Annotated in this window: 15 protein-coding genes; 10 read left to right on the top strand and 5 right to left on the bottom strand. The window is 63.6% G+C overall.

Features of this window, described 5'->3' with window-relative positions:
• The first annotated feature begins 140 nt into the window (after window positions 1-140).
• Window positions 141-1,553: a mandelate racemase/muconate lactonizing enzyme family protein gene (locus SH412_RS11910; RefSeq protein WP_336523739.1), complete on the top strand. Its 1,413-nt coding sequence runs from the start codon at window positions 141-143 to the stop codon at window positions 1,551-1,553.
• A 39-nt stretch (window positions 1,554-1,592) separates the two neighbouring features.
• Here SH412_RS11910 and SH412_RS11905 read toward each other — a convergent pair whose 3' ends face one another.
• Both SH412_RS11905 and SH412_RS11900 read right to left on the bottom strand, forming a co-directional pair.
• Window positions 1,593-3,215 carry a LamG-like jellyroll fold domain-containing protein gene (locus SH412_RS11905; RefSeq protein WP_336523738.1) on the bottom strand — a complete coding sequence of 541 codons (1,623 nt, stop codon included), beginning with the start codon at window positions 3,213-3,215 and terminating at the stop codon, window positions 1,593-1,595.
• Window positions 3,216-3,293: 78 nt separating this feature from the next.
• Window positions 3,294-3,842 (bottom strand): sigma-70 family RNA polymerase sigma factor, encoded by a 549-nt coding sequence (locus tag SH412_RS11900; protein ID WP_336523737.1) that lies wholly within the window; start codon window positions 3,840-3,842, stop codon window positions 3,294-3,296.
• A 487-nt stretch (window positions 3,843-4,329) separates the two neighbouring features.
• Here SH412_RS11900 and SH412_RS11895 point away from each other — a divergent pair, with 487 nt between their 5' ends.
• The 4 genes from SH412_RS11895 to SH412_RS11880 all read left to right on the top strand — a co-directional run bounded on the left by SH412_RS11895 (window position 4,330) and on the right by SH412_RS11880 (window position 9,714).
• Window positions 4,330-5,358 carry a DUF1559 domain-containing protein gene (locus tag SH412_RS11895; protein ID WP_336523736.1) on the top strand — a complete coding sequence of 343 codons (1,029 nt, stop codon included), beginning with the start codon at window positions 4,330-4,332 and terminating at the stop codon, window positions 5,356-5,358.
• Window positions 5,359-5,594: 236 nt separating this feature from the next.
• On the top strand, window positions 5,595-6,059 hold the full coding sequence (locus SH412_RS11890; protein WP_336523735.1) for a carboxypeptidase-like regulatory domain-containing protein: 465 nt from the start codon (window positions 5,595-5,597) through the stop codon (window positions 6,057-6,059).
• A gap of 220 nt (window positions 6,060-6,279) precedes the next feature.
• The gene (locus tag SH412_RS11885) at window positions 6,280-7,842 is read left to right on the top strand and encodes a M20/M25/M40 family metallo-hydrolase (protein ID WP_336523734.1); all 1,563 of its coding nucleotides are present in this window, start codon (window positions 6,280-6,282) and stop codon (window positions 7,840-7,842) included.
• 306 nt (window positions 7,843-8,148) lie between these two features.
• Window positions 8,149-9,714, top strand: a complete 1,566-nt coding sequence (locus SH412_RS11880; RefSeq protein ID WP_336523733.1) for a hypothetical protein — start codon at window positions 8,149-8,151, stop codon at window positions 9,712-9,714.
• Window positions 9,715-9,757: 43 nt separating this feature from the next.
• On the opposite strand, the gene truB is transcribed toward SH412_RS11880, so the two are convergent.
• Both truB and SH412_RS11870 read right to left on the bottom strand, forming a co-directional pair.
• Window positions 9,758-10,654, bottom strand: coding sequence for a tRNA pseudouridine(55) synthase TruB (gene truB / locus SH412_RS11875; protein WP_336523732.1), 897 nt, complete (start codon window positions 10,652-10,654; stop codon window positions 9,758-9,760).
• A gap of 69 nt (window positions 10,655-10,723) precedes the next feature.
• Entirely contained in the window at window positions 10,724-12,544 is a 1,821-nt protein-coding gene (locus SH412_RS11870; RefSeq protein WP_336523731.1) for a HAMP domain-containing sensor histidine kinase, read from the bottom strand.
• Between the two features lie 201 nt (window positions 12,545-12,745).
• Here SH412_RS11870 and SH412_RS11865 point away from each other — a divergent pair, with 201 nt between their 5' ends.
• The 5 genes from SH412_RS11865 to SH412_RS11845 all read left to right on the top strand — a co-directional run bounded on the left by SH412_RS11865 (window position 12,746) and on the right by SH412_RS11845 (window position 18,113).
• On the top strand, window positions 12,746-13,339 hold the full coding sequence (locus SH412_RS11865) for a peroxiredoxin (protein WP_336523730.1): 594 nt from the start codon (window positions 12,746-12,748) through the stop codon (window positions 13,337-13,339).
• Between the two features lie 141 nt (window positions 13,340-13,480).
• Window positions 13,481-14,422: a lysophospholipid acyltransferase family protein gene (locus SH412_RS11860; RefSeq protein ID WP_336523729.1), complete on the top strand. Its 942-nt coding sequence runs from the start codon at window positions 13,481-13,483 to the stop codon at window positions 14,420-14,422.
• Between the two features lie 318 nt (window positions 14,423-14,740).
• Window positions 14,741-15,748 (top strand): NAD-dependent epimerase, encoded by a 1,008-nt coding sequence (locus SH412_RS11855; protein WP_336523728.1) that lies wholly within the window; start codon window positions 14,741-14,743, stop codon window positions 15,746-15,748.
• A 60-nt stretch (window positions 15,749-15,808) separates the two neighbouring features.
• Window positions 15,809-17,116, top strand: coding sequence for a UDP-glucose dehydrogenase family protein (locus SH412_RS11850; protein WP_336523727.1), 1,308 nt, complete (start codon window positions 15,809-15,811; stop codon window positions 17,114-17,116).
• Between the two features lie 58 nt (window positions 17,117-17,174).
• Entirely contained in the window at window positions 17,175-18,113 is a 939-nt protein-coding gene (locus tag SH412_RS11845; protein WP_336523726.1) for a UDP-glucuronic acid decarboxylase family protein, read from the top strand.
• 38 nt (window positions 18,114-18,151) lie between these two features.
• Here SH412_RS11845 and SH412_RS11840 read toward each other — a convergent pair whose 3' ends face one another.
• Window positions 18,152-20,485 (bottom strand): BatA domain-containing protein, encoded by a 2,334-nt coding sequence (locus tag SH412_RS11840; protein WP_336523725.1) that lies wholly within the window; start codon window positions 20,483-20,485, stop codon window positions 18,152-18,154.
• Window positions 20,486-20,537: the final 52 nt, after the last annotated feature.

Genomic DNA, 20,537 nt, shown 5'->3' with positions numbered 1-20,537 from the left:
GCAGGGTTGCGAGCGGCGGGGGCTGTGCGTATCGTCGCATCAACGCCTGCTTGAATGTTGCCCGCCGAGTCTGACTCCCGCACGCTGATCCGTGTTCGATTCCCGAACGGCCATCCCGCCGTCGCGACCAAAGGACCGACATGCCAGCTCAATTCCCCGCATTTTCCGCCCGTCCCGTGTCGGCCCGCCCTGGCCTCAGCCGGCGCGAACTGCTCCAGGCCGCGATGGCCGGTACGCTGTCGCTGGGCGGGCTGCACACCCTGTCGGCCCGCGGTGCTGACGCCGTTTCCGGCAAGTGGCTGACGATCGAGCAGATCGATCGGACGGTCGTCAAAGTTCCCTACCGCGAAATCCCCGATCGGGCGATGTCCCGCGAGCTGCCGCACTGGAAGTATTCGGAGATCTGCGAAGTCCGCCTGAAGTCGGGCCAGTCGGGCGTCGGCGAGACGATGATCTATTACTCCTGGGGCAAGACGGAAGACGACGACGTCGCCCGGGCGCTCGGCAAGAACGCCGTCGAGCTGATGTGGGACGATTCGCTCGGCCCCGGCCTGCAGATCGCCCTGTTCGACGCGGTCGCCCGCACGTTTGATGTGCCGGTGTATGCGCTGCTCGGCACGCGGCTGGTCGAGCGGACGCCGCTTTCCTGGTGGAACATCGATACGCCCCCCGAGGATATGGCGGCGGAGTGCGCCGAGGCCCTGCGGCAGGGTTACATGTCCTACAAGACCAAGGGGCGACCGTGGTTTGATCTGTGGAAGCAGGTGGAACTTTCGGCAAAGGTGGTGCCGGAGAACTTCAAGATCGACATGGACTTCAACGACACGCTGCTCGACGCCGAGCGGGCGATCCCGATTCTGCTGGAGCTGGAGAAGTCCCCGCAGGTGGATATCTGGGAGGGGCCGATTCCGCAGTCGGATATCGCCGGCAACCGCAAGATCTGCGAAGCGGTCCGCGGCAAGGTGGCCCAGCACTACGGCACCCCGGATCCGTTCCAGGTCCTGCGGAATGACGCGACCGACGGCTTCGTCGTCGGGGGCGGAGCTACCCGGCTCATGCAGGCAGGGGCGGTCTGCGAAATGGCAGAGAAGCCGTTCTGGCTGCAGCTCACGGGCACCGGCATCACCGCCGCCTGGTCGCTGCACTTCGGGGCCGTCCTCAAGCAGGCCACTTGGCCGGCGGTCAATTGCCATCAGCTCTATCAGCACACGCTGCTGACCGCGCCGATCACCGTTACCAACGGGACGGCGGCAATCCCCACGACTCCCGGCCTCGGCTACGACCTCGATCGCGACGCCGTCGCGAAGTACCGCGTGGCCCGCCCCGCCAGTCGTCCTGAGCCGGAACGGCTGCTGGAAACGACGTGGCCCGATGGCCGGGTGATGTACGTGGCGAGCAACGGGACCGTGAACTTCATCCTGAACCTGGGGATGGCGGGGAAGATTCCGTACTTCGAAAAAGGCGTCGACACGCGGCTGCTGCCGGATGACGGTTCGGCGAAGTGGCGGACGCTGTATCAGCAGGCTCAGGCGGGACCGTATTTTCCGAAGTAGCTGTCAGAGCGGAGAATTGGCCCGGAGACCGCAGGGGGCCTACGGTCGTTCATCGGTCGCGCGCTGAGCGCGATAGTGTGCGAGGATCTCGTCGTCGCTCAACGCGTGCATATAGACGGCAAGTTCGTCGATGGCGCCCGCCAGGGCCCGATCGACCCGATTGGTGTCCAGGCTGCCGACGTTGAATCGATATGCGGAATCGTCCGGTTCGAACGTCTCCGCCAGCCGGCGGACCAGCCGACCGTCGAGGTAGAGCTTCAGTTCGGTGAGGGTCTTGACCACGGCGATGTGATGCCAGAAGCCTGGGGTGCAGCCGCCGTTGGAGAATAAGTTGATTCCGCCGTTTTCTCCGGGGGGATCGCGGTGGAGAAAGCGAAACGATCCGGGCGAGTAGATGAGCGCGCTCTGGTAGGGGAATTCGATCAGGTTCAAATGCCGATCGATCTCTCGGTCTTCATCGGGGATGACCGCCACGAACGTGGCCCAATGAAAGTAGTCCACGGTGGCCCAGAATTCGATCGTGAAGTCCTCGCGGTTCAGTCCGGCGATCGGCTGGTCGGCTTCGATGCGGTGAATCTGGGTTAGAGTGGGGGTGAATCGGGCGACGCCGTCGCGGATGACGATTCCGGATTCGTCGTCCGGGTCGGCGTGAATGACCGCGCTCCATTGCGGGCCGACTTCGTTGGGGACCCGGCCGTCGACGAGGTTCTCAAATCTCCAGTAGATGAGCGGCTGTGCGGCCCGGACCGCGTCGACGTACTTTCCGGTGGCGACCAGCGGCGATGATTTCTGTTCGTGAATCGCCGGAAGCGAGGAGCTGGGGGGGGCAATGTCTTCCAGTCCGATCGGTTCGTGGCGGACGCGCAGGGATTTGTTTTCCAACAGTCGGCGGCTGGTCAGGGTGTTGCCGTCGTCGCCGAGCAGCGAGACTTCGACTTCGCCGTCGACGACATGGACTTCGCTGGTCCCCGACTCTCCGACGGAGGCGGTGAATTCCGTGCCGAGATCGATGATGGCCGCGTCCGGCGTGTTGAGAATGAAGCCCCGAGCCCCCTTGGGAATTCGCACGGCGGCCCTGCCGGCGACGAGAGTTGCCGCTTCGACCGAGAAGATGTGCAGCTCCGCGGGGCCTGCCAGGTTCAGTTGGGCGCCGTTCAGGAACTCAATCTGGACTTCGCCCTGCGGGATTTTGAGAATGCCGGGCTCCACTGACGTTCCCGGTCGCAAACCGGTCGATGCGGGGACGTCGATTCCCCGAACTTGCGTGACGACGGCGACCGGCTCCGGCTTTCGGAAGGGAGCGGCGACCATTCCGGTCTGGACGGGCGCCGATTCCGGCGGGACGGGCGCGGATTGCGGCCGCCAGAGGAATCCGACGAAGAGGACCGCCGCCGTCGTTAGAACGGCGCCGATAACCGACATCGTCATCCACAACGGCCGCCAGGAACCGCGGGGGTGGGCGTGAAGCGACGATTCGTCGACCGGTCCATTGAAGCTTTCGTAAAGATTGGCTTCGAGGTTCATCGCGCGGACGTAGCGCTTCCGGAGTTCGGAGTCTGACAGCAGCCGCTGCTCGAACTCGGCAAACTCGCCCGGAGTCAGTCGCCCGTCTGCGATGCGGCGGAAGAATTCCCGTTCGGAGGCCCTGTCGTCACGACTCATGTCGCACTTTCGTTCGCGGTTTCTTCATAATTCTGTCGCGATGGTTCCGGCGGGCGCGGCGCCGGAACCATCGCGAATTCAGTCTGCAGTCTTCAGGATACCGTCCGAGGCCAGCCGTCGTTCGACGCAGGCGGCAATCAGTTCGCGCAACCGATCGAGCCTGCGATACAGCGATTTGGCCGTTTTGCCCGATTCGGCCGCCAGTTCGGGGACGGTTTGCGAGTCGCAATAGCGGCGTCGCAGGAGCGCTGCGGAGTCGCCGGTAAGCTTCGCCAGGCATTCCTGAAGCGCACTCTGCTGGGCTTCGAGAATCGGGCACTCGCCTTGGCGGGTTTCCGCCAGCTTCTCGATGACATCCTCGCAGAAGACGAGCCGACTTCGGGCGGCTTCTTTTCGAAACGTCAGCACTTCGAAGTAAGCCACGCGCAGCGCCCAGGGGAGGAACTCTCGCGCTGCGTCGTATTCCTCGAATTTTTCCCAGAGTACCGTGGCCGTGCGCTGCAGCACTTCTTCCGCATCATCCCGTCGAGGGATGAAGGTCATGATGTAACGGAGCACGGCCCGGTCATGCTGCACCAGCAACCGGGCGAAGTCGGGTCGCGGGGGCGCTGAGACAGGATCAGACATTTCGACTGACCTTTGGCGACGAAATCAAGAACGCGTCTCAGGGTATCTCCCAGTGTGCGGTGAATTCCCCCCGGCAATTACGGGCGGACTGTCTGAAATGCGGCGCAACCTGCTCTGCGAACGCGGGTTGCGAGAATTCCAGAATTGTGAGGGGAATTGGCCCGGAATTCGGAGATTCCTTGTGTCGCATTTCTTGCGACGACTCACCTCAACATATTGCGTTCGTCTTCGGGACGCTCATCGAAATCGCTCGGTCTGAATGCGGCGAGCTTGCGCCGCGAACCGCCGGGCGGAATGCGGACATTCATTCAGGGCTTCGAGAAAAGGCTGCCGTGGCCTTCGGGGTTTGCGCGGGTCGGCGCGCCTCTTCGCACGGCTCTGTCGATCGGCTGGCTCGAAATCATGATCGGCGCGAGTGCTCCGCGTCGGATTCAAGGGGTTTTATCCTGGGTTGTGCGGACTCGTTTTGAGGGGGGGGCGATCGCAAATGCTGGACGGATTGAAGACGGCTCGGCGACGTGGGTTTACGCTGATTGAACTGCTGGTGGTGATTGCGATTATCGGCGTGCTGGTGGCCCTCCTGCTGCCGGCGGTGCAGCAGGCGCGCGAGGCGGCGCGGCGGACGCAGTGCCGGAGCAATATGAAGCAGATCGGCCTCGCCCTGCACAACTATCACGACGTTGCGAACCGCTTCCCCTTCTCGCAGGCGAACAAGGGGAGCTGCACCGGGGCATCCAGCTCCTATGGTCCGAGCAAGGTTGAAAACATTGTTCTCAATTCCCGCGGCTGGACCATGCTTCTGCCGTACTTTGAGCAGACGCCTCTTTATAACCAGTACAATCACAATGGGCCGGCGGGGGACTTCAAGGATCCGGGAAACTCCATCGGCGTTCTCAACGGGACGGCATTCGGCAACAACGACAAGGTGGTCTCTCAGTTGATCCCGCTGCTCCTCTGCCCGTCCGATCCGGGGGATCCGTTTGTCAGGGATTTGAACGCCGCCTACGCCATCAGCGTCGCCTCGGCCGCCGCGGGAGTGTTTCCGGCCAAGACGTCGTACGACTTTTCGGTGGTGGGGCAGTCGGTGCGGCGGAACTGCGTTCGCTGGGACGATATCATTCCGAACCTGCGTCCGATGTTCGGCATTCAGAACTCGGCCTCGATCCGTGACATCACGGACGGAACCAGCAATACGGCGGCGGTTCTGGAAAGCACGCTGGATCTCCAGAACGGCTACGCGGCGACGTGGGGCGTCTCCGTCTTCACCAACGTGGGGGTCGATCTGCTCCACACCGACGGCATCAACAACTGGAACGGGTATTCCTGGAGCGTGCCTCCCTACGGTTTCTTCCCAGGAAAACTGCGGACTTACACCGGTCCCGGAAGTCGACATGTCGGCGGAATGCACATCGTCATGGGTGACGGTTCCGTCCGGTTCCTGTCCGAGAACGTCGGACAGTCGATCAAGGTGGCGCTGTACGGCATCGCCGACGGGCAGGTCCTGGGCGAGTATTAGAGCCTGGTCGCCGACTGGACTTTGAGACGCGAGGGCAGTGAGCGGGATTTGTGAAGTTCCAGATCGTCTGAGCGGGAACCCCGGAGGCGATTCCCTGCCCTCTGGATCGAAAGCTCTGAGCTGCCGGCGTGATCGAGCATTGGCGGTTGGTTTCTGCGGGGGGCGATCGCCTCCCGCGAGGCCTTCTGGTGCAACGACTGCGAATGACAACAAGGACTCAATGCGAAGGAGGGGATGTGCGGTTCACGTGGGGTTGCTGGCTGTCGATTGCACTGCTGATTCTGGCGTCCGGGTGCGGTCGGAAAGGGCCGAAGATCGAGCTCGTTTTTGTGAGCGGCACGGCGAATATGGACGGGCAGCCGCTGGCGGACGCGTCGATCGTGTTTATTCCGCTCAAGAGTCAGCAGCCGCAACCTTCCTGGGGGCATACCGACGCCGACGGGAATTTTTCGCTGAAGACTTCGGATGGGAGCGTCGGAGCCGCCACGGGGCCTTATCGCATCGTGGTTTCCAAGATGGTGATGCAGGATGGTTCGCCAATCCCGGCGGGGAGCCAGACGGGAGGGGCGGACGGAAAGGAGCTGATACCGTATCCCCATAGCGATCCGCGACAATCGCCGCACCTCGTCGAAGTGACGAAAGAAGAAGTCATGTTCGACCTCTTCCTCAAGTCGGAAGAAAAGTCGCTGACTCGCAAGTAGCCGCCCCGCCCTGTTGGATCTAGGCGGAGACGTCGACTGTCGTCCGGGAAAGGCCGGAATCGGGCCGTGTTCGGCCCGGAGGTCGTCGGCGATCCGGCAGAGCAGATTCCGGCACGGTTGCCGCGGCAATCGGGGCCGGAGATAATCCCGGGAAATACCGCACACGGCGTCGGGCCGGTCTCCGCGGTGGGAAACGGCTCCTCCGGGGATCTCGCGCCGCATGTCAACCTCCCGGACGCTTCGAACGCCTGGTCTGCTGTTGTTCGTGGTCTGCTGGTGCGGAACGGCGGTCGGCGAGGATGCCCCGGCGGCGGCTGATCGGCCGGTCGTCAGCATCGTCGGGGCGCTGGAGCGGATCACGCTTCCAGACTTGAAACAGCGCTGCAGCGTGCTGGCCAGTGACAGTCTGGAAGGCCGGGAAGCGGGGGCGCGGGGCGGGAAGGCCGCCGCGGCTTACCTGCAGACAGAGCTGAAGAAGCTGCCGGTGAAGCCGGGCGGGGATCGGGGGGGCTGGACGCAGGAGTTCGGCTCGGACTGGCGAAACGTGCTCGCCGTGCTGCCGGGGGCCGATCCCGCACGGAAGTCCGAAGTCATCGTAATCGGTGCGCATTACGATCATGTCGGCTACGGGAACGCGAACAACAGTCGCGGACCATTCGGCCTGATTCATAACGGGGCCGACGACAACTCAAGCGGCGTGTCGGTCCTCGTCGAAGTCGCCGACGCCTTGAGCGCCCTCAATCCACCGCCGGCGCGGACGGTTGTTTTCGCCTTCTGGGACGCCGAGGAGAGCGGCCTGTATGGTTCGGCGCACTGGGCGGGCTCGCCGACCGTGCCGCGCGAAAAGATCCGGCTGGTGATCAATACCGATATGGTCGGCCGCCTGCGGGACGACAAAGTGATCGTGATGGGCTGGCGCTCGGCGGCGGGGCTGCGATTGCAACTGGCCGAAGCCAACCGCGGGCCGAAGCTCTGGCTGTCGCTGGAGGATGCGGTGACCTCGGACAGCGATCACTGGTCGTTCTACCGGGCGTCGATTCCGACCATCCACTTCGACACGGGCAAGCATCGGGACTATCACACGCCCTCTGACGACGCCGACAAGCTGAACTACGATGGCATGCGTCGCGTCGCCGAGCTGGTCGCCTGTCTGGCAGAGTCCGCGGCCAATGCGACCGAGTTGCCGAAGTTCCGGCGCGAGAGTTTCAGCGAACAGGCGGCGGCTTATCGACCGTCCGAACGGAAGCCGACCCCACAAATCCGGCTGGGGATTACCTGGGATCCGGAATCGGCAAAAGCGGGACGAGTGCTCGTCACGCGTGCGAATCCGAACTCGGCGGCGTCCCGCATCGGTCTGCTCGCGGGAGACGAGATTGTCCGCCTGACGGGCTGGTCTGGGGGGAGCATCGAAGATTTCCGAACGGCGATTCAGGTCGCGCGCTCGCCGATCCAGCTTGTGGTCCGTCGGAACGGCAAGAGCGAGGACATCCCGCTCTCGGGGAATCTGGATGGTGATGCGGTGCGGGTCGGGTTGTCGTGGCAGTACGACCCTGCGGTCCCGGGGTGCGCCATCGTCTGGGGGGTGGTCCCCGATTCGCCGGCGGCGCGGGCGGGTTTGCTGGCCGGCGATCTGCTGGTCCGATTCAACGGGCGACCGGTTCCACCCGTGTCGACGCTGAATCAATGGCTGCGCGAGTCCGCCAGCCCTCTTCAGCTCGACATAGAGCGACAGGGCGTCCTGCAGCGGCTGGAAGTGCCGGTCCCACCCCCCGATGGTGCATAAACTGCGGGTGATGCAAGGCGTTCCCATTGTCCATCTGACAAAGCCGTGAACACGAGTTGTCTGTGGCGGTGCTGCCTGGTTTGTAACCTGCTTCTCAGACTATGGTTACGGCCGATGGTCTGTGTCGCTGGCAGACTCTTCCGATTGTAGCGCCTGGTCGTATGCCGATTTTGTCACATGCAGTTGCGACAGGAGCCGCGACGAAGAACGTGCCGTGCGAAGCGGGCTGCCGACGGCAGTTCCGGGGATGGGAATTCGTTCCCACGCGGCCGATCGGATTCATGGACGAACCGGGACGCGGTGGAAATGTTTGCCCAGTTTCTGCAGAATCCGGAATCATTCCAGTCGGCGGACGAGTCCGACTCCACGGCGGAGCTGTGGTCATCATCGGGAAGATCGCTCGCCCGCGGTTGGGGGCTCAGCGACAGTCAAGGGAACCGACGCATGGCGGGGCTGTTCCGCGTCTCGACACTCAGCCGCTGGTCGGCTTTGCTGCTTTTCACCCTGGTTGCCGGAGTCGCCGGCGCTCAGGATGCCGCGCCGATCTATCCTCAGGGAGTGCCCGGGGTGACTGCGGTCGGGAATCCGGAGGAGTTCCTCCGGCAACTCAACACGGCGATCGACGTGACCAGCCGACGCTATCTGACCGCCAATGTGCATACGCCCTGGCAGATTTTTCACGGGGTACTGGCGCTGCGGAAGGACTTTCAGCTCAAGCTGGGAGACCAGAAAGTCAGTGCGATCGCGTGGATTTCGACCAGCAATCCGCAATTCGACAGCCAGCCACTGATCATGGCGACACAGTATGGCGGAAAATTCCATCCCTTTACGCGACCGTACGCTTTCGAAGGCCACCCGGCTCAGTTTCTGGCGCTCCTGTCCGAGTCCGATCTGCCGGTGACGCATTCGTTCAAGGCGGGGACGGCGACGGTGACGATCGAAGATATGCTCCGCAACACGATGGCGGACGTCAACGACCGCGAAGAGATTACGTGGGTTCTGTGGGCTCTGACAAAGTATCTGAAGACTGACGCGGCCTGGCAGAGCAAGTACAACGAGGCATGGAGCATCGAGCGGCTCGTCGAGATTCAGACGCGGGCCGTGGTCGAATCGGCGCCGTGCGGGGGGAATCACGGGCTCTACGCGCTCGCCCGCGCTCGCGACAAGCACCTGCAGGAAGGTCAACCGCTGCGTGGGACCTGGATGAACGCCGACCAGAAGGTGAAGCGCTACATTGAGATCGCCCGGTCGGTCCAGAATACCGACGGTTCGTTTTCGTCGGAGTTTTATAAAGCCCCCGGCTATTCCCTGGACCTCAACACCCGCTTGAACACGACGGGCCACACTCTGGAGTTTCTCTCGGCTGGCCTTCCGGACAGCCGGCTGAAGGAACCTTGGGTGGAACGGGCGGTGGCCGCCCTGAGCAAAGACCTGATCGACAATCGTCGGGCGGCGGCCGAGTGCGGACCGCTGTATCACTCGCTGAATTCGCTGATCATCTACCGCGGACGGGTCTATCCGAAGCAGGCCGAGGTTCTTAAACCGGTGGTTCCCAACGCGCTGCCGGCGAATCCAGACGCGAAGCCTGCGGAGATCGTACCCGCGACCGCCGGGAAGTCCGGGGCCGACGCGGCCTCGGCGGCACCCGCGGTTCTCCCGAAGGGAGCTGAGCCAGCAGCCACAAAACCAGCGATTGCGATACCGGAAATCGCGGAACCGCCGGCGGACGCGCTCTATCCTGTGCGGGTTCTGGCGCCGGCGATTCCGGAAGGGATCAAGCCCGTTTCATCCTCGGAAGATGCCCCGCCTCCGTCGCGTCCGGTCCGGTCCGGGGCCAGAATCGATGGGGCAGTGATTCCGATCAGCGGTTGAAGTCTGCGGCGCTGCCTCGTCTGGAGCAGGCGGGCCTGCGAATTCATCCTGCGAGGACAATTCTGGGCTGGAGACGGTCCGGATCGGGCAGGCGCTCGGCGATCCCAAGCAGATCTCCCGCCTCGCTCAAGATCGCGACTTGTCGGCCAATCTCAGAGCGTTCCGGCGGAGCGGCCGCCAGCGGCTTGCCCTGCCGCAATGCGAGAAGTGCGTCGGCGGGAATCGTGACCGACGGCAGATGGGCGACAGCGGCCCGGCACGGGGCCAGCGCGGCCTTGATGGCGTCGAGGTCGAGGGGGTCGGCTGCGATGGCGGAGCTGAGTTCGAAAGCTCCCACGGCTTCACGGACCAGGGCCGTCATGACCGCGCCGCAGCCGAGGCGTTCGCCGAGGTCCCGTCCCAGCGAACGGACGTAGGTGCCGCTGCCGCAGGTGATTTCCAGCTCGAAATCGGGCAGCGCGAAGTCGCTCAGATGGAGTCGATCGATGCGGACCGGCCGCGGCGCCAGATCGACGGCCTGTCCGGCCCGCGCCAGGTCGTAGGCTCTCTGGCCGGCGACATGCAGAGCCGAGTAGGCGGGAGGTCTCTGCAGGATCTCTCCTGTAAATTCCGGCAGGAGGGATTCGAGATCCGCTCGGCGGATCGGCCCGGCGTCGCCCCGCACAGTTACGTTGCCGGTGATGTCCTCGGTGTCGCTCGAAAGACCCAGCCGAAACCGGCCGCGGTAGCGCTTGGGGGAGTCCTGGACGAAGGAAATCAAACGCGTGGCGGACCCGATGCAGACGACGAGAACGCCGGTGGCCAGCGGGTCGAGCGTGCCGGCATGTCCGACTTTGGCAGGTCGGACCAGACGCTGAACGCGATTGACGACATCGCGCGAGGTCCAGCCTTCCGGTTTATGAACATTCAACAGACCGGACAACGGAGGGAGAGGAGGCACGCGGCATGGTTCCGGAACGACGGGAGCAGAGTTTGGTTTGCCGACAAGATAACTCGTGCGGCGTTCCGGTCAAACGCCGGGAACGGCAGGCGTGGCGGCGGGAGCGGCGGCCAGTCGAATGGTGAAGGTGCTCCCCTGCCCGATCTGGCTGTGAACTTTGACGGAACCGCCGAAGACCTGGCACAGGTGTTTGACGATCGACAGTCCCAGTCCTGTGCCGCCGATCTCCCGCGAGCGGGCCTTGTCGACACGATAGAACCGCTCGAAGATCCGGGCCTGATGTTCGCGCGCGATTCCCACGCCGGTATCGGTGATGATCAGGTCGATCCAGTCGCCGTTCGGCCTCCAGTCGACGGAGACGGATCCGCCGTCGGGGGTGTAATTCAGAGCATTGTCGAGCAGATTGTCGATGATGGTGCGGAGTCCGTCGGCGTCGGCCAGCACCATCACCGGTCCCGGCTCGGCTGGGGCCGAAAGTTCGATCTGCTTTCCTTCCGCGACCGCGCGGTGTTCGTCGATGCTTTCGCCGACGATCTCGGCCAGGTCGACCGGGACGACTTCGAACGACTGGTCGTCGGAGGTCTCCAGGCGCGCCAGATGCAGCAGATCCAGGATCAGCCCGTGGAGTCGTTCGGCCTGCTCCTGGATCCGAGCGACGAATTCCCGATTGTACTTCGGATCTTCGAGTCCCCCCTCCAGGAGAGTTTCGGCATAGGCGCTGATCGACGTCAGGGGCGTCTTCAATTCGTGAGAAACATTGGCGACGAACTCGCGCCGCAGGTTTTCCAGCCGCCTGAGATCGGTGACGTCGTGCAGGACCAGCACGGCGCCCGGGCAGGGCGAACCGGGGAGCCGGGAGGCGGCGACCGCCAGCATGGCCTGGGTCCGCGGGACGGCGAATTCGACGCGCTGGACGGTTTCTTCCACGAACGTGCGCTGCACGAGCTGCGAAATCTGCGGCACCCGGACGACTTCCCAGAGGGGGCGGCCCTCGACACCCAGCGGCTTGAGATCCAGCAGGCGGATCGCAGCGGTGTTCGCCAGGAGAATCGTCTCTTCGGCGTCGATCGCAATCACGCCCTCGACCATGGCTCCGAGGACCGTTTCCAGTCGCTCCTTATTGCCGGCGACTTCCATCCGCTGCTGCTGCAGATCCGCAATCCGGGCCGAAAGCTGTCGACTCATGGAATTCAGAGACCGGGCCAGCGTGCCGATTTCGTTCCGGGATTCGATCTGAATCTCCGCCGGGAACTCCCCTTCGGACATCTGCGCCGCCGCCTCGGTGAGCCGTTCCAGCGGTCGCACGATGCGGCCGACGACGACCAGCGTGATTCCGCAGCCCAGGACGCCGAGCGCGAGCGCCGTCCAGATGATGCTGCCCGTCATTGCAGCCAGATCCGCCTGTCGCTCCTGCAGCGGCAGGCCGAGCTGCAGGAATTTCCTGGGGGAGGTCTGAAGGTCCCGGGCATAGAACAGAATCGGAGAAGATTCTCCCGCGGGAGTGCGGATGGCGAATCCTTCGCCCGTCGAACCGGCGGAGCGCAGTTCTTCGGTCGGAATGGGAGCGGAGCCAATGTCGGCGGGGCGGTACGACCAGATCACCCGTCCGTCTTCGTCCAGGAGACTGAGACGGCTATCATCTCCCGACGCCATTTGTCGCAAGTGTTTCTGCAGATCCGGACTCAATCCTGCGCTGAGCGGCGCCCCGTTGAGGTCGTCTTTCAGCAGCGACGAGAACAATCTTCCTTCGGACTGCAGTTGCGAACGCAACTGACCGTAGACGACATTCTGATGGCGCGTGCTGAGGATGGCTGCGAAGATCAGCGATGAAGCCACGGTCAGGCCGGCGTAGACGCCGAATACCCGATGGAAGAGCTGCGAAGAGAGCATGCGGAGTCCTGAGGCGGCCAACGGTCTGATGGCGTCGAACCGGGCGGAAACGAGACGGACCAACACGTGCCGCGAATTGACGGGCTGCTCGTGCAGGCTCTATGCTACTCGGAAGACCCGTCGTCGCAACACAAGCCCTAGCAGGAAAGCGGGTTGCGGCGGACACGATCTCGTCAAAACTTCACAAACCGGGAGAGCAAAATGTTGCGTCAACTGCGTGGCTGGCTGGGCGTGATGATGACTGGGGTACTGCTGATGAGTGTAGATGCTTCCGTTCAAGCGGCGGACGTGGACCTGAAGGTCGGCGACGCGGCGCCGAAATTCGAAGTCCAGGACGATTCCGGGAAGGCGTGGAGCTCTGCCGACCATTTCGGCAAGAAGATCGTCGTCGTCTACTTCTACCCGGCCGACATGACGGGGGGCTGCACGAAGCAGGCCTGCGGTTTCCGGGACGACATGAAGACCTTGACCGAGATGGGGGTTGAAGTCGTCGGCGTCAGCGGCGACTCCGTCCGGAATCACCAGCTTTTCAAGAAGGCCCACGACCTGAATTTTCCGCTGCTGGCCGATGTTGACGGTGACGTTGCCGCCAAGTTCGGCGTGCCTCACACGAAGGGCGAGAAATCGGTCAAGGCCCAGATTGACGGCAAGGAGGAAACGCTGGTTCGGAATGTGACGACACAACGATGGACGTTCGTGGTCGACAAGGCTGGCAAGATTGCCCAGAAGAACACGACGGTCAAGGCGGCCGAGGACAGCAAGGCGATCATTGAGCTGGTGAAGTCTCTCAAGTAGTTTCGGTCTGCAGCCGGCAGCCGCCTGCGGGCCGAAATCCGGTCGCAGGCGGCCGTTACGGCTGTTCGGAATTGACGGGGGACGGATTTCCCGGCAGACTGCGTCGCAGATGTTGGATTCCCGGTCAATGGAGTGACCGCTGTGAGCGTACGGAACTTGCGCCATCGGCTGGAGTATCTGCTGTTCCGGCTGATCGTGTGCGTGATCGACGCCCTTTCGCCGAGAGTGACTGCGCGCGCCGCCGAGTCGCTGGCGTTTATCGTGCATTACTGCCTGCCGCGCCGCTGGTCCCGTTTTCCGGTGGCCCGGGAGAATCTGCAGCGGGCGTTTGGCGATCAGCTCTCGGAACGCGAAATCGACCGGACGGTTTATCGGATGTGGGTGCATCTGTTCCGAATGGTCGCGGAAATGGTGCAGTCGACCCGCAAGGTCCACCTGCACAGCTACCGGGACATCATCGCCTTCGAAAGCCATCGGCCGACCGTCGAAGCGATGTGCTCAGGCCGGCGCGTGCTGCTGCTCAGCGGCCACTTTGGAAACTGGGAGGCCGGCATCACAATCTTCGGCCTGTGGGACTTTCCCATGGGAGTCATCGCACGGGAGATGGACAACCCCTATCTTCACGACTGGTTTGCCCGCTATCGCGAGTCGACCGGTCACCGGTTGCTGCTGAAGAAGGGGGACTTTGACGAGATGCTGACCCTGCTGCAGCGGGGGGGGCATGTCGGGCTGCTGGGGGACCAGGACGCTGGTTCGCGGGGGCTGTTCGTCGATTTCTTCGGCGTCCCGGCCAGCACGTTCAAGTCGATCGCCCTGCTGGCGATCGAATACGACGCATTGATCGTGGTTGGCAGCACGATGCGGGAGACCGACGATTTTGCGGCGGCCCCCTGGGTCCGCTTCTCGATGCATTGCGACGGCGTCTTCGATCCGCGGGAGTATCCGGGGAGCGACGCCGTCCGGGAGATGACGCAGGATTACACCCGCGCGCTGGAGACTGCGATCCGTCGCGCGCCGGAGCAGTATTTCTGGGTGCATCGTCGCTGGAAGAGCGAGCCGCGCGTCCGCCGCAAGGCGGCGTGACAATTGAGAGGGGCCGATTGTGTCGATCATGTCGGCGCTGCGTTCTGTGTGCATCGTGCCTCCCGCCGTGCGACAATGCCACCCGTCGGAAAAATGGGTGCCTTGCGCAAAGTGCGTATTTCTTGCCGGCCTTTCCTCTGCTGCGCGGCTTTCGGTGGTTGAGGTGGGGTTTACAGCGGTCCATCCTTCGGATTAGCTGGGGACTCATGATTCGGCGAGGCGGCGCAGCGTGTTCCGCTTTTACAAGTCCGGGCCTGTCGGGTGACGGCGCTCAGACCACGATATTCCGGCCGACGGTTTGCAGGGTGCTGGCAGACGATGAAATACCTGGTGACGGGAGCCGCGGGCTTCATCGGAATGCATACCTGCCGGTCGCTGCTGGAACGGGGCGATACGGTCATCGGTCTCGATAACCTCAATTCGTATTATTCGGTACAACTCAAGCAGGACCGCCTGGCTCAATTGACCGGACATCCCGGATTTCGCTTCGCGCATCTCGATCTGACGGACGCCGACGGACTGACCGGACTGTTTGCCTCCGAACGATTTGACGTCGTGATTCATCTTGCCGCCCAGGCGGGCGTGCGATATTCGCTGACGCATCCGCAGGCCTATATCGACAGCAATCTGGTCGGGTTCGCCAATGTGCTGGAAGCCTGCCGGCGGCACGAAGTCGGGCACTTCGTCTATGCGTCGTCCAGCAGCGTTTACGGCGCGAACACGCAGATGCCGTTTTCGGTGCACCAGAACGTCGACCATCCCGTCAGCCTGTACGCGGCGACGAAGAAGGCCAACGAACTGATGGCCCATTCCTACAGTCACCTGTATCGCCTGCCGACGACCGGCCTCCGGTTCTTCACGGTCTACGGACCCTGGGGCCGGCCCGATATGGCCCTCTGGCTCTTTACCGAGGCGATCCTGGCAGGGCGGCCGATTGACGTGTTCAACGAAGGCCGGATGCAGCGGGATTTCACCTACATCGACGACATTGTCGAAGGGGTCGTGCGAACCGCCGACCGGATCGCGGCCCCGGATCCGAACTGGTCGGGCGATCGCCCGGATCCGGCCGCAAGTTTTGCTCCCTACCGCGTCTACAACATCGGCAACAACCAGCCGGTGGAGCTGATGCGGTTGATTGAGACGCTCGAACACAGTCTCGGCGAAAAAGCGGTGAAGAACCTGCTGCCGATGCAACCGGGGGATGTCCCGGCGACCTATGCTGACGTCGAAGATCTGACTCGCGACGTCGGATTCAAACCGTCGACGCCGATCGAAGCGGGCGTCGAACAATTTGTGAAGTGGTATCGCGGCTATCACGGCGTCTGAAATCCCGGAGTCCGTCCGGATCGGCGTCAGAACATTTCAGAAAGCGGAAGAAAGACTCTTATGCGCGTCGTCATGATCGGAACGGGTTACGTGGGACTGGTGACCGGCACCTGCTTTGCCGACAGCGGAAACGACGTGACGTGCGTCGACGTCAACCAGCAGAAGATCGAGGGGCTGAAGCGGGGAGAGATTCCGATCTACGAGCCGGGACTCACCGAACTCGTGATCCGGAACGCCAAGGCGGGACGGCTGCATTTCACGACGTCGCTGGCGGAAGTGATTCCGCAGGCGCAGTGCGTGTTTATCGCCGTGGGAACGCCGCAGGGGGACGACGGCGCGGCGGATCTGTCGGCTCTGTGGAAGGTGACCGAGCAACTCGCGCCGCACCTGGCGGCCGACGCCGTGGTTGTCGTCAAGAGCACGGTTCCCGTCGGTACGAATCGGGGGGTCTATGACCGTTTGAAGCAGCTTACCGGTCGCGAGATCAACATCTGTTCGAATCCCGAGTTCCTCAAGGAAGGTTGCGCCATTGAGGACTTCACGCGCCCGGACCGCGTCGTGGTGGGCGTGCTGCGGCCCGAAGTCGCCGAGACGATGCGGGAGCTCTATCGACCGTTCCTCCGGACGGAGAATCCGTTCCTGTCGATGGGGCTCGAAAGCGCCGAAATGACCAAGTACGTGGCGAACTGCATGCTCGCCACCAAGATCAGTTTCATCAACGAGATGGCCAACCTCTGCGAGGCCGTCGGCGCGAATATCAACGATGTCCGCCGGGGGATCGGCCACGATCAGCGGATTGGCTTCCAGTTCCTGTTTCCGGGCGTGGGCTACGGCGGGTCCTGCTTCCCGAAGGACGTGCGGGCTCTGATCGCCGTCTCCGAGAAGCACGGCCTCAAGCCGCAGGTGCTGGAGGCGGTCGATGAAGTCAACGACCACCAGAAGCACGTGCTGTTCCACAAACTGCGGCAGCACTTCGAAGGAAACCTGTCGGGCCGGAAGATCGCGGTGTGGGGATTGTCCTTCAAGCCGCGCACCGACGATATCCGCGAGGCGCCTTCGCTGGTTCTGATCGAGCAACTGCTGAAGGCCGGCGCGGCGGTCACCGTTCACGACCCGGTGGCGATCGAGAATGTCAAGGCGATTTACGGCGACCGGCTGACGTACTGCGCCCACCATTACGATACGCTGGAGGGGGCGGATGCGCTGTGTATCCTGACCGAGTGGCAGGAGTTCCGGAACCCGGATTTTGAGTACCTGCTGCACAAGCTGAAGTCGCCGGTGATTTTCGACGGCCGGAATCTGTGGGATCCGCAGCAGATGGCGGCGCGGGGCTTCGTTTACTCCGGCATCGGACTGCACAACACCTGATCTCTTCCGAACCCCCTCTGGACGGCATCCCCTTTTCCTCGAAGATCGACGGACTCCCATGCGAACAATCTGCGTGACCGGCGGCGCCGGTTTCCTCGGCAGCCATCTCTGCGAGCGGCTGCTCGAACGGGGCGACAACGTCATCTGCGTCGACAACTTCTTCACCGGGCGGAAGGACAATATCCTCCATCTGATGGGGAATCCCCGCTTCGAAGTCATCCGGCAGGACATCGTCCACCCGTTCTACCTCGAAGCCGACCAGATCTATAACCTGGCGTGTCCGGCCTCGCCGGTGGCCTACCAGTACAACCCGATCAAGACGATCAAGACGTCCACGGTCGGCATGGTGAATATTCTGGGATTGGCCAAGCGCTGCCGCGCCCGAGTGCTGCAGGCGTCGACGTCGGAAGTCTACGGCGACCCGTCGGTCCATCCGCAGACCGAAGACTACTGGGGCAACGTCAATCCGATCGGTCCGCGAAGCTGCTATGACGAGGGGAAACGCGTCGCCGAGTCGCTCTGCATCAACTACCACCTCGCCCACGGCGTCGAAGTCCGGATCGTGCGGATTTTTAATACGTACGGTCCGCGGATGGATCCGAACGACGGCCGCGTCATTTCGAACTTCATCGTCCAGGCGCTCAAGGGCCTGCCGCTGACTGTTTACGGAGACGGGTTGCAGACCCGCTCCTTCTGCTATTGCGACGACCTGATCCGCGGCTTCATGGCGCTGATGGATCAGGACGAGGAGATCGGTCCGGTCAACATCGGCAACCCGGGCGAGTTCACGATGCTCGAACTGGCCGAGGAGGTTCTCAAGGCGACGGGTTCGTCCTCAAAGATCGTGCACGAACCGCTGCCGAAAGACGACCCGAAGCAGCGCTGTCCGGATATCACGCGGGCGAAACGGCTGCTCAACTGGGAGCCGCAAGTCAACCTGGCGGCCGGTCTGGCCCGCACCGTTCCGTATTACCGGAAGGAACTCGGCCTGGCTTGAGCGACGCCGCAGGGAGCCTTGTGGCGCGCCCCTGCGTTTTACCGCGGGGCTGTCGCCAGAGTGGCGGACGCACGGCGGAGATACCAGACGCCTCCGGCCAGCGACGCCAGCGCCAGCAGCAGTGCGAGGCCCGGCAGACTGCTCCAGAGGAGCACCGTCGTTGTCGCGACGGCGAGTCCTCCCAGCAGGAGCAGGCCGAGCGATGTGCTCCACGCCAGGAAGGGCTCGACGAGCAGCAGCGCCAGCACGCAGAGCAGCAGCGACCGGGCCAGGCCCGTCCCGGTGCGGGCTCCGGGGCCGACGGCGGCTTCCGAACTTCCCAGCCGTTCGGGCAGCGAGGTGTGACAGGTCACGTTGACTCCCGGAAGCAGTTCCGTTCGAAGGTCTTCCTCCTGCAGCGTGGCCAGGTCGCTCTCGCGCGGATCGCCATTGACCGCGAGCCATTCGGTAAGGTTCTGCGGGGGGCCGCCCTGCAATTCGTAGAAGCCGGCCCGCGGAGCCGGGAGCGAGTTCTCGCCGCCCGGTCCGGTTGCGAGTTGCTGGATCTGGCCGTCCGGCGACTTGACCGTGATCGTGCGACTCTGGTCCCCAGCCCCCGAATCGAGTTCGAAGTTCTGGCCGGCCAGAATCGAGCGGTCTTTCCAGCGACCGCCGACGGCGAACAGGGCCGACTCGTGCATCAGCGGGATGAAGCTGTGCCCCCAGACCGCCCATGTGCTCCAGCGACGATCCAGCGAGGTGGTGATCAGGATGCAGCGCCCCTTCCCGAGAGGCTTCTCGACAATTGCAGGGTCGCCGTCGTCGAAGGCGAGCGCCACTCGCCCGCCTCGATCGTCGAGCGCTGCTTTGAAGTAGGCGAAGGTCCGCGTCAGTTCCAGACCGGCCCCTGGGTTCCCTTCAAAGGGCTTCACGATCGGGTGTTCAAATTCATCGGCCGCGAACTCGAAGACCTGACTGCCCCCCGTCTCCCCGACTCGTTCGACGAGCCGGGCGGGCAGCAGCGGGGTCTCTCCGGAGCCCAGCACCTGGTTGTAGCTTTCGGCGCGAACCTGGTCGCCCAGCGCGAAGACGACGCCGCCGCCTGCCATTGCAAATCGGCGGAGGACTTCGGCCTCGCGCTCGGTGAACTGCGCGACGTTGCAGAGGAAGATGCCGTCGTATTGCGACAGGTCCGTACCGAGCAGCTCGCCTTCGGTAATCACGGTGGGCCGGAACGGGCTGGTTCCGAGGCTGGTCCCGTTTGAGGGATCCAGCGCCAGCCGGAGAAAGTCCGTGGCATTCTCCAGCGGCAGCCCGCTCGGTTGGCCGTTGACCAGCAGCAGTCGAATTTCGTCCCGCACGGCGAACGTCAGCCGCCGGCGGTCGTCCAGCCGCAGACCGTCTTCGGGAAGGCGGATCTCGACGCGAGTTTCCCCCCCTCCCAGAACCGGCTGGAATTCGAGCGCGACCTCCTGAGCTGGCGGAAGATCGCTTCGCCGGGTGTCGACGAGCCTGCCATTCACCAGCAATTCGACGGTGACGCCGTTCCGGGCCGTCGGCGAAAAATTTCGGACGGTGGCGCTCATTGGGGCCGGCCGACCGGCGAGCAGAACTTCGGCGCTGGAGTCGAAACGGGTCACCGCCAGGTTGGCCGCGGCGGTCTGCCCCACATCGACAAAGTGCAACTGGCAGCGGCCCGCGAGCCGCTGCAGCAGCCGTCGAATCTTTGCCGCGGCGTCGGCCTCCTGCGGGAGCCACGCGCCGGCCTGCAGGTCGGTCAGGAACCAGACTTCCTTCCGGCGGATTTCCGGCGCGAGTTCGAGCAGGCTCAGGGTCTGTTCGAGCGCCGTGGAGACTTCGCCGCGATCGTCGAAGAGTTGGAGCTGCTGCAGTTCGTCGAGAACCGGGCCTGTCGCATAGGCCGGTCCGCGCACCAGAACCTGCGGATCGACTGCGGAGATCCGCAGCAGATGCAGGGCGTCTCCCGGACGGCCCGCTTCGAGGAGTCGCCGTGCGAGCTCGCGCGCCTGTTCAAATCGGGATCGCTGTCCGTCGGTGTAACCCATGCTCGGAGTGGCGTCGACAACCACGACGCGCTGCGTCGGCTGGCCCTGTTGAAAGACCGCTCCCAGCGTCTCGATCGTCGGTCGCGAACAGGCCAGCGCCGCCAGCGCGATGATCAGGACCCGCGCCGCCAGCAGCAGCCATTGCTCGATCCGCAGCCGGCGCGCCTGCTTGCGCGTGGCGGCCACCAGAAACTGCATCGCCGCCCAGGAGACTTCGACGTATTTCCGGCGGTACAGCAGATGAATCAGAATCGGCAGCCCGGCGAGCGAAACGCCCCACAACAATGCGGGCGTTCCGAACCCAAAGGCCAGCACCAGACCGTTCATTCACATCACTTCAACAGATCAATTCGCGAAATCCGCCGGCCGCTGGGAAAAG

The sequence above is a fragment of the Planctellipticum variicoloris genome (genome assembly GCF_030622045.1).
GTDB lineage: Bacteria > Planctomycetota > Planctomycetia > Planctomycetales > Planctomycetaceae > Planctellipticum > Planctellipticum variicoloris.
This window is presented reverse-complemented; position numbering and strand designations above follow the sequence as displayed.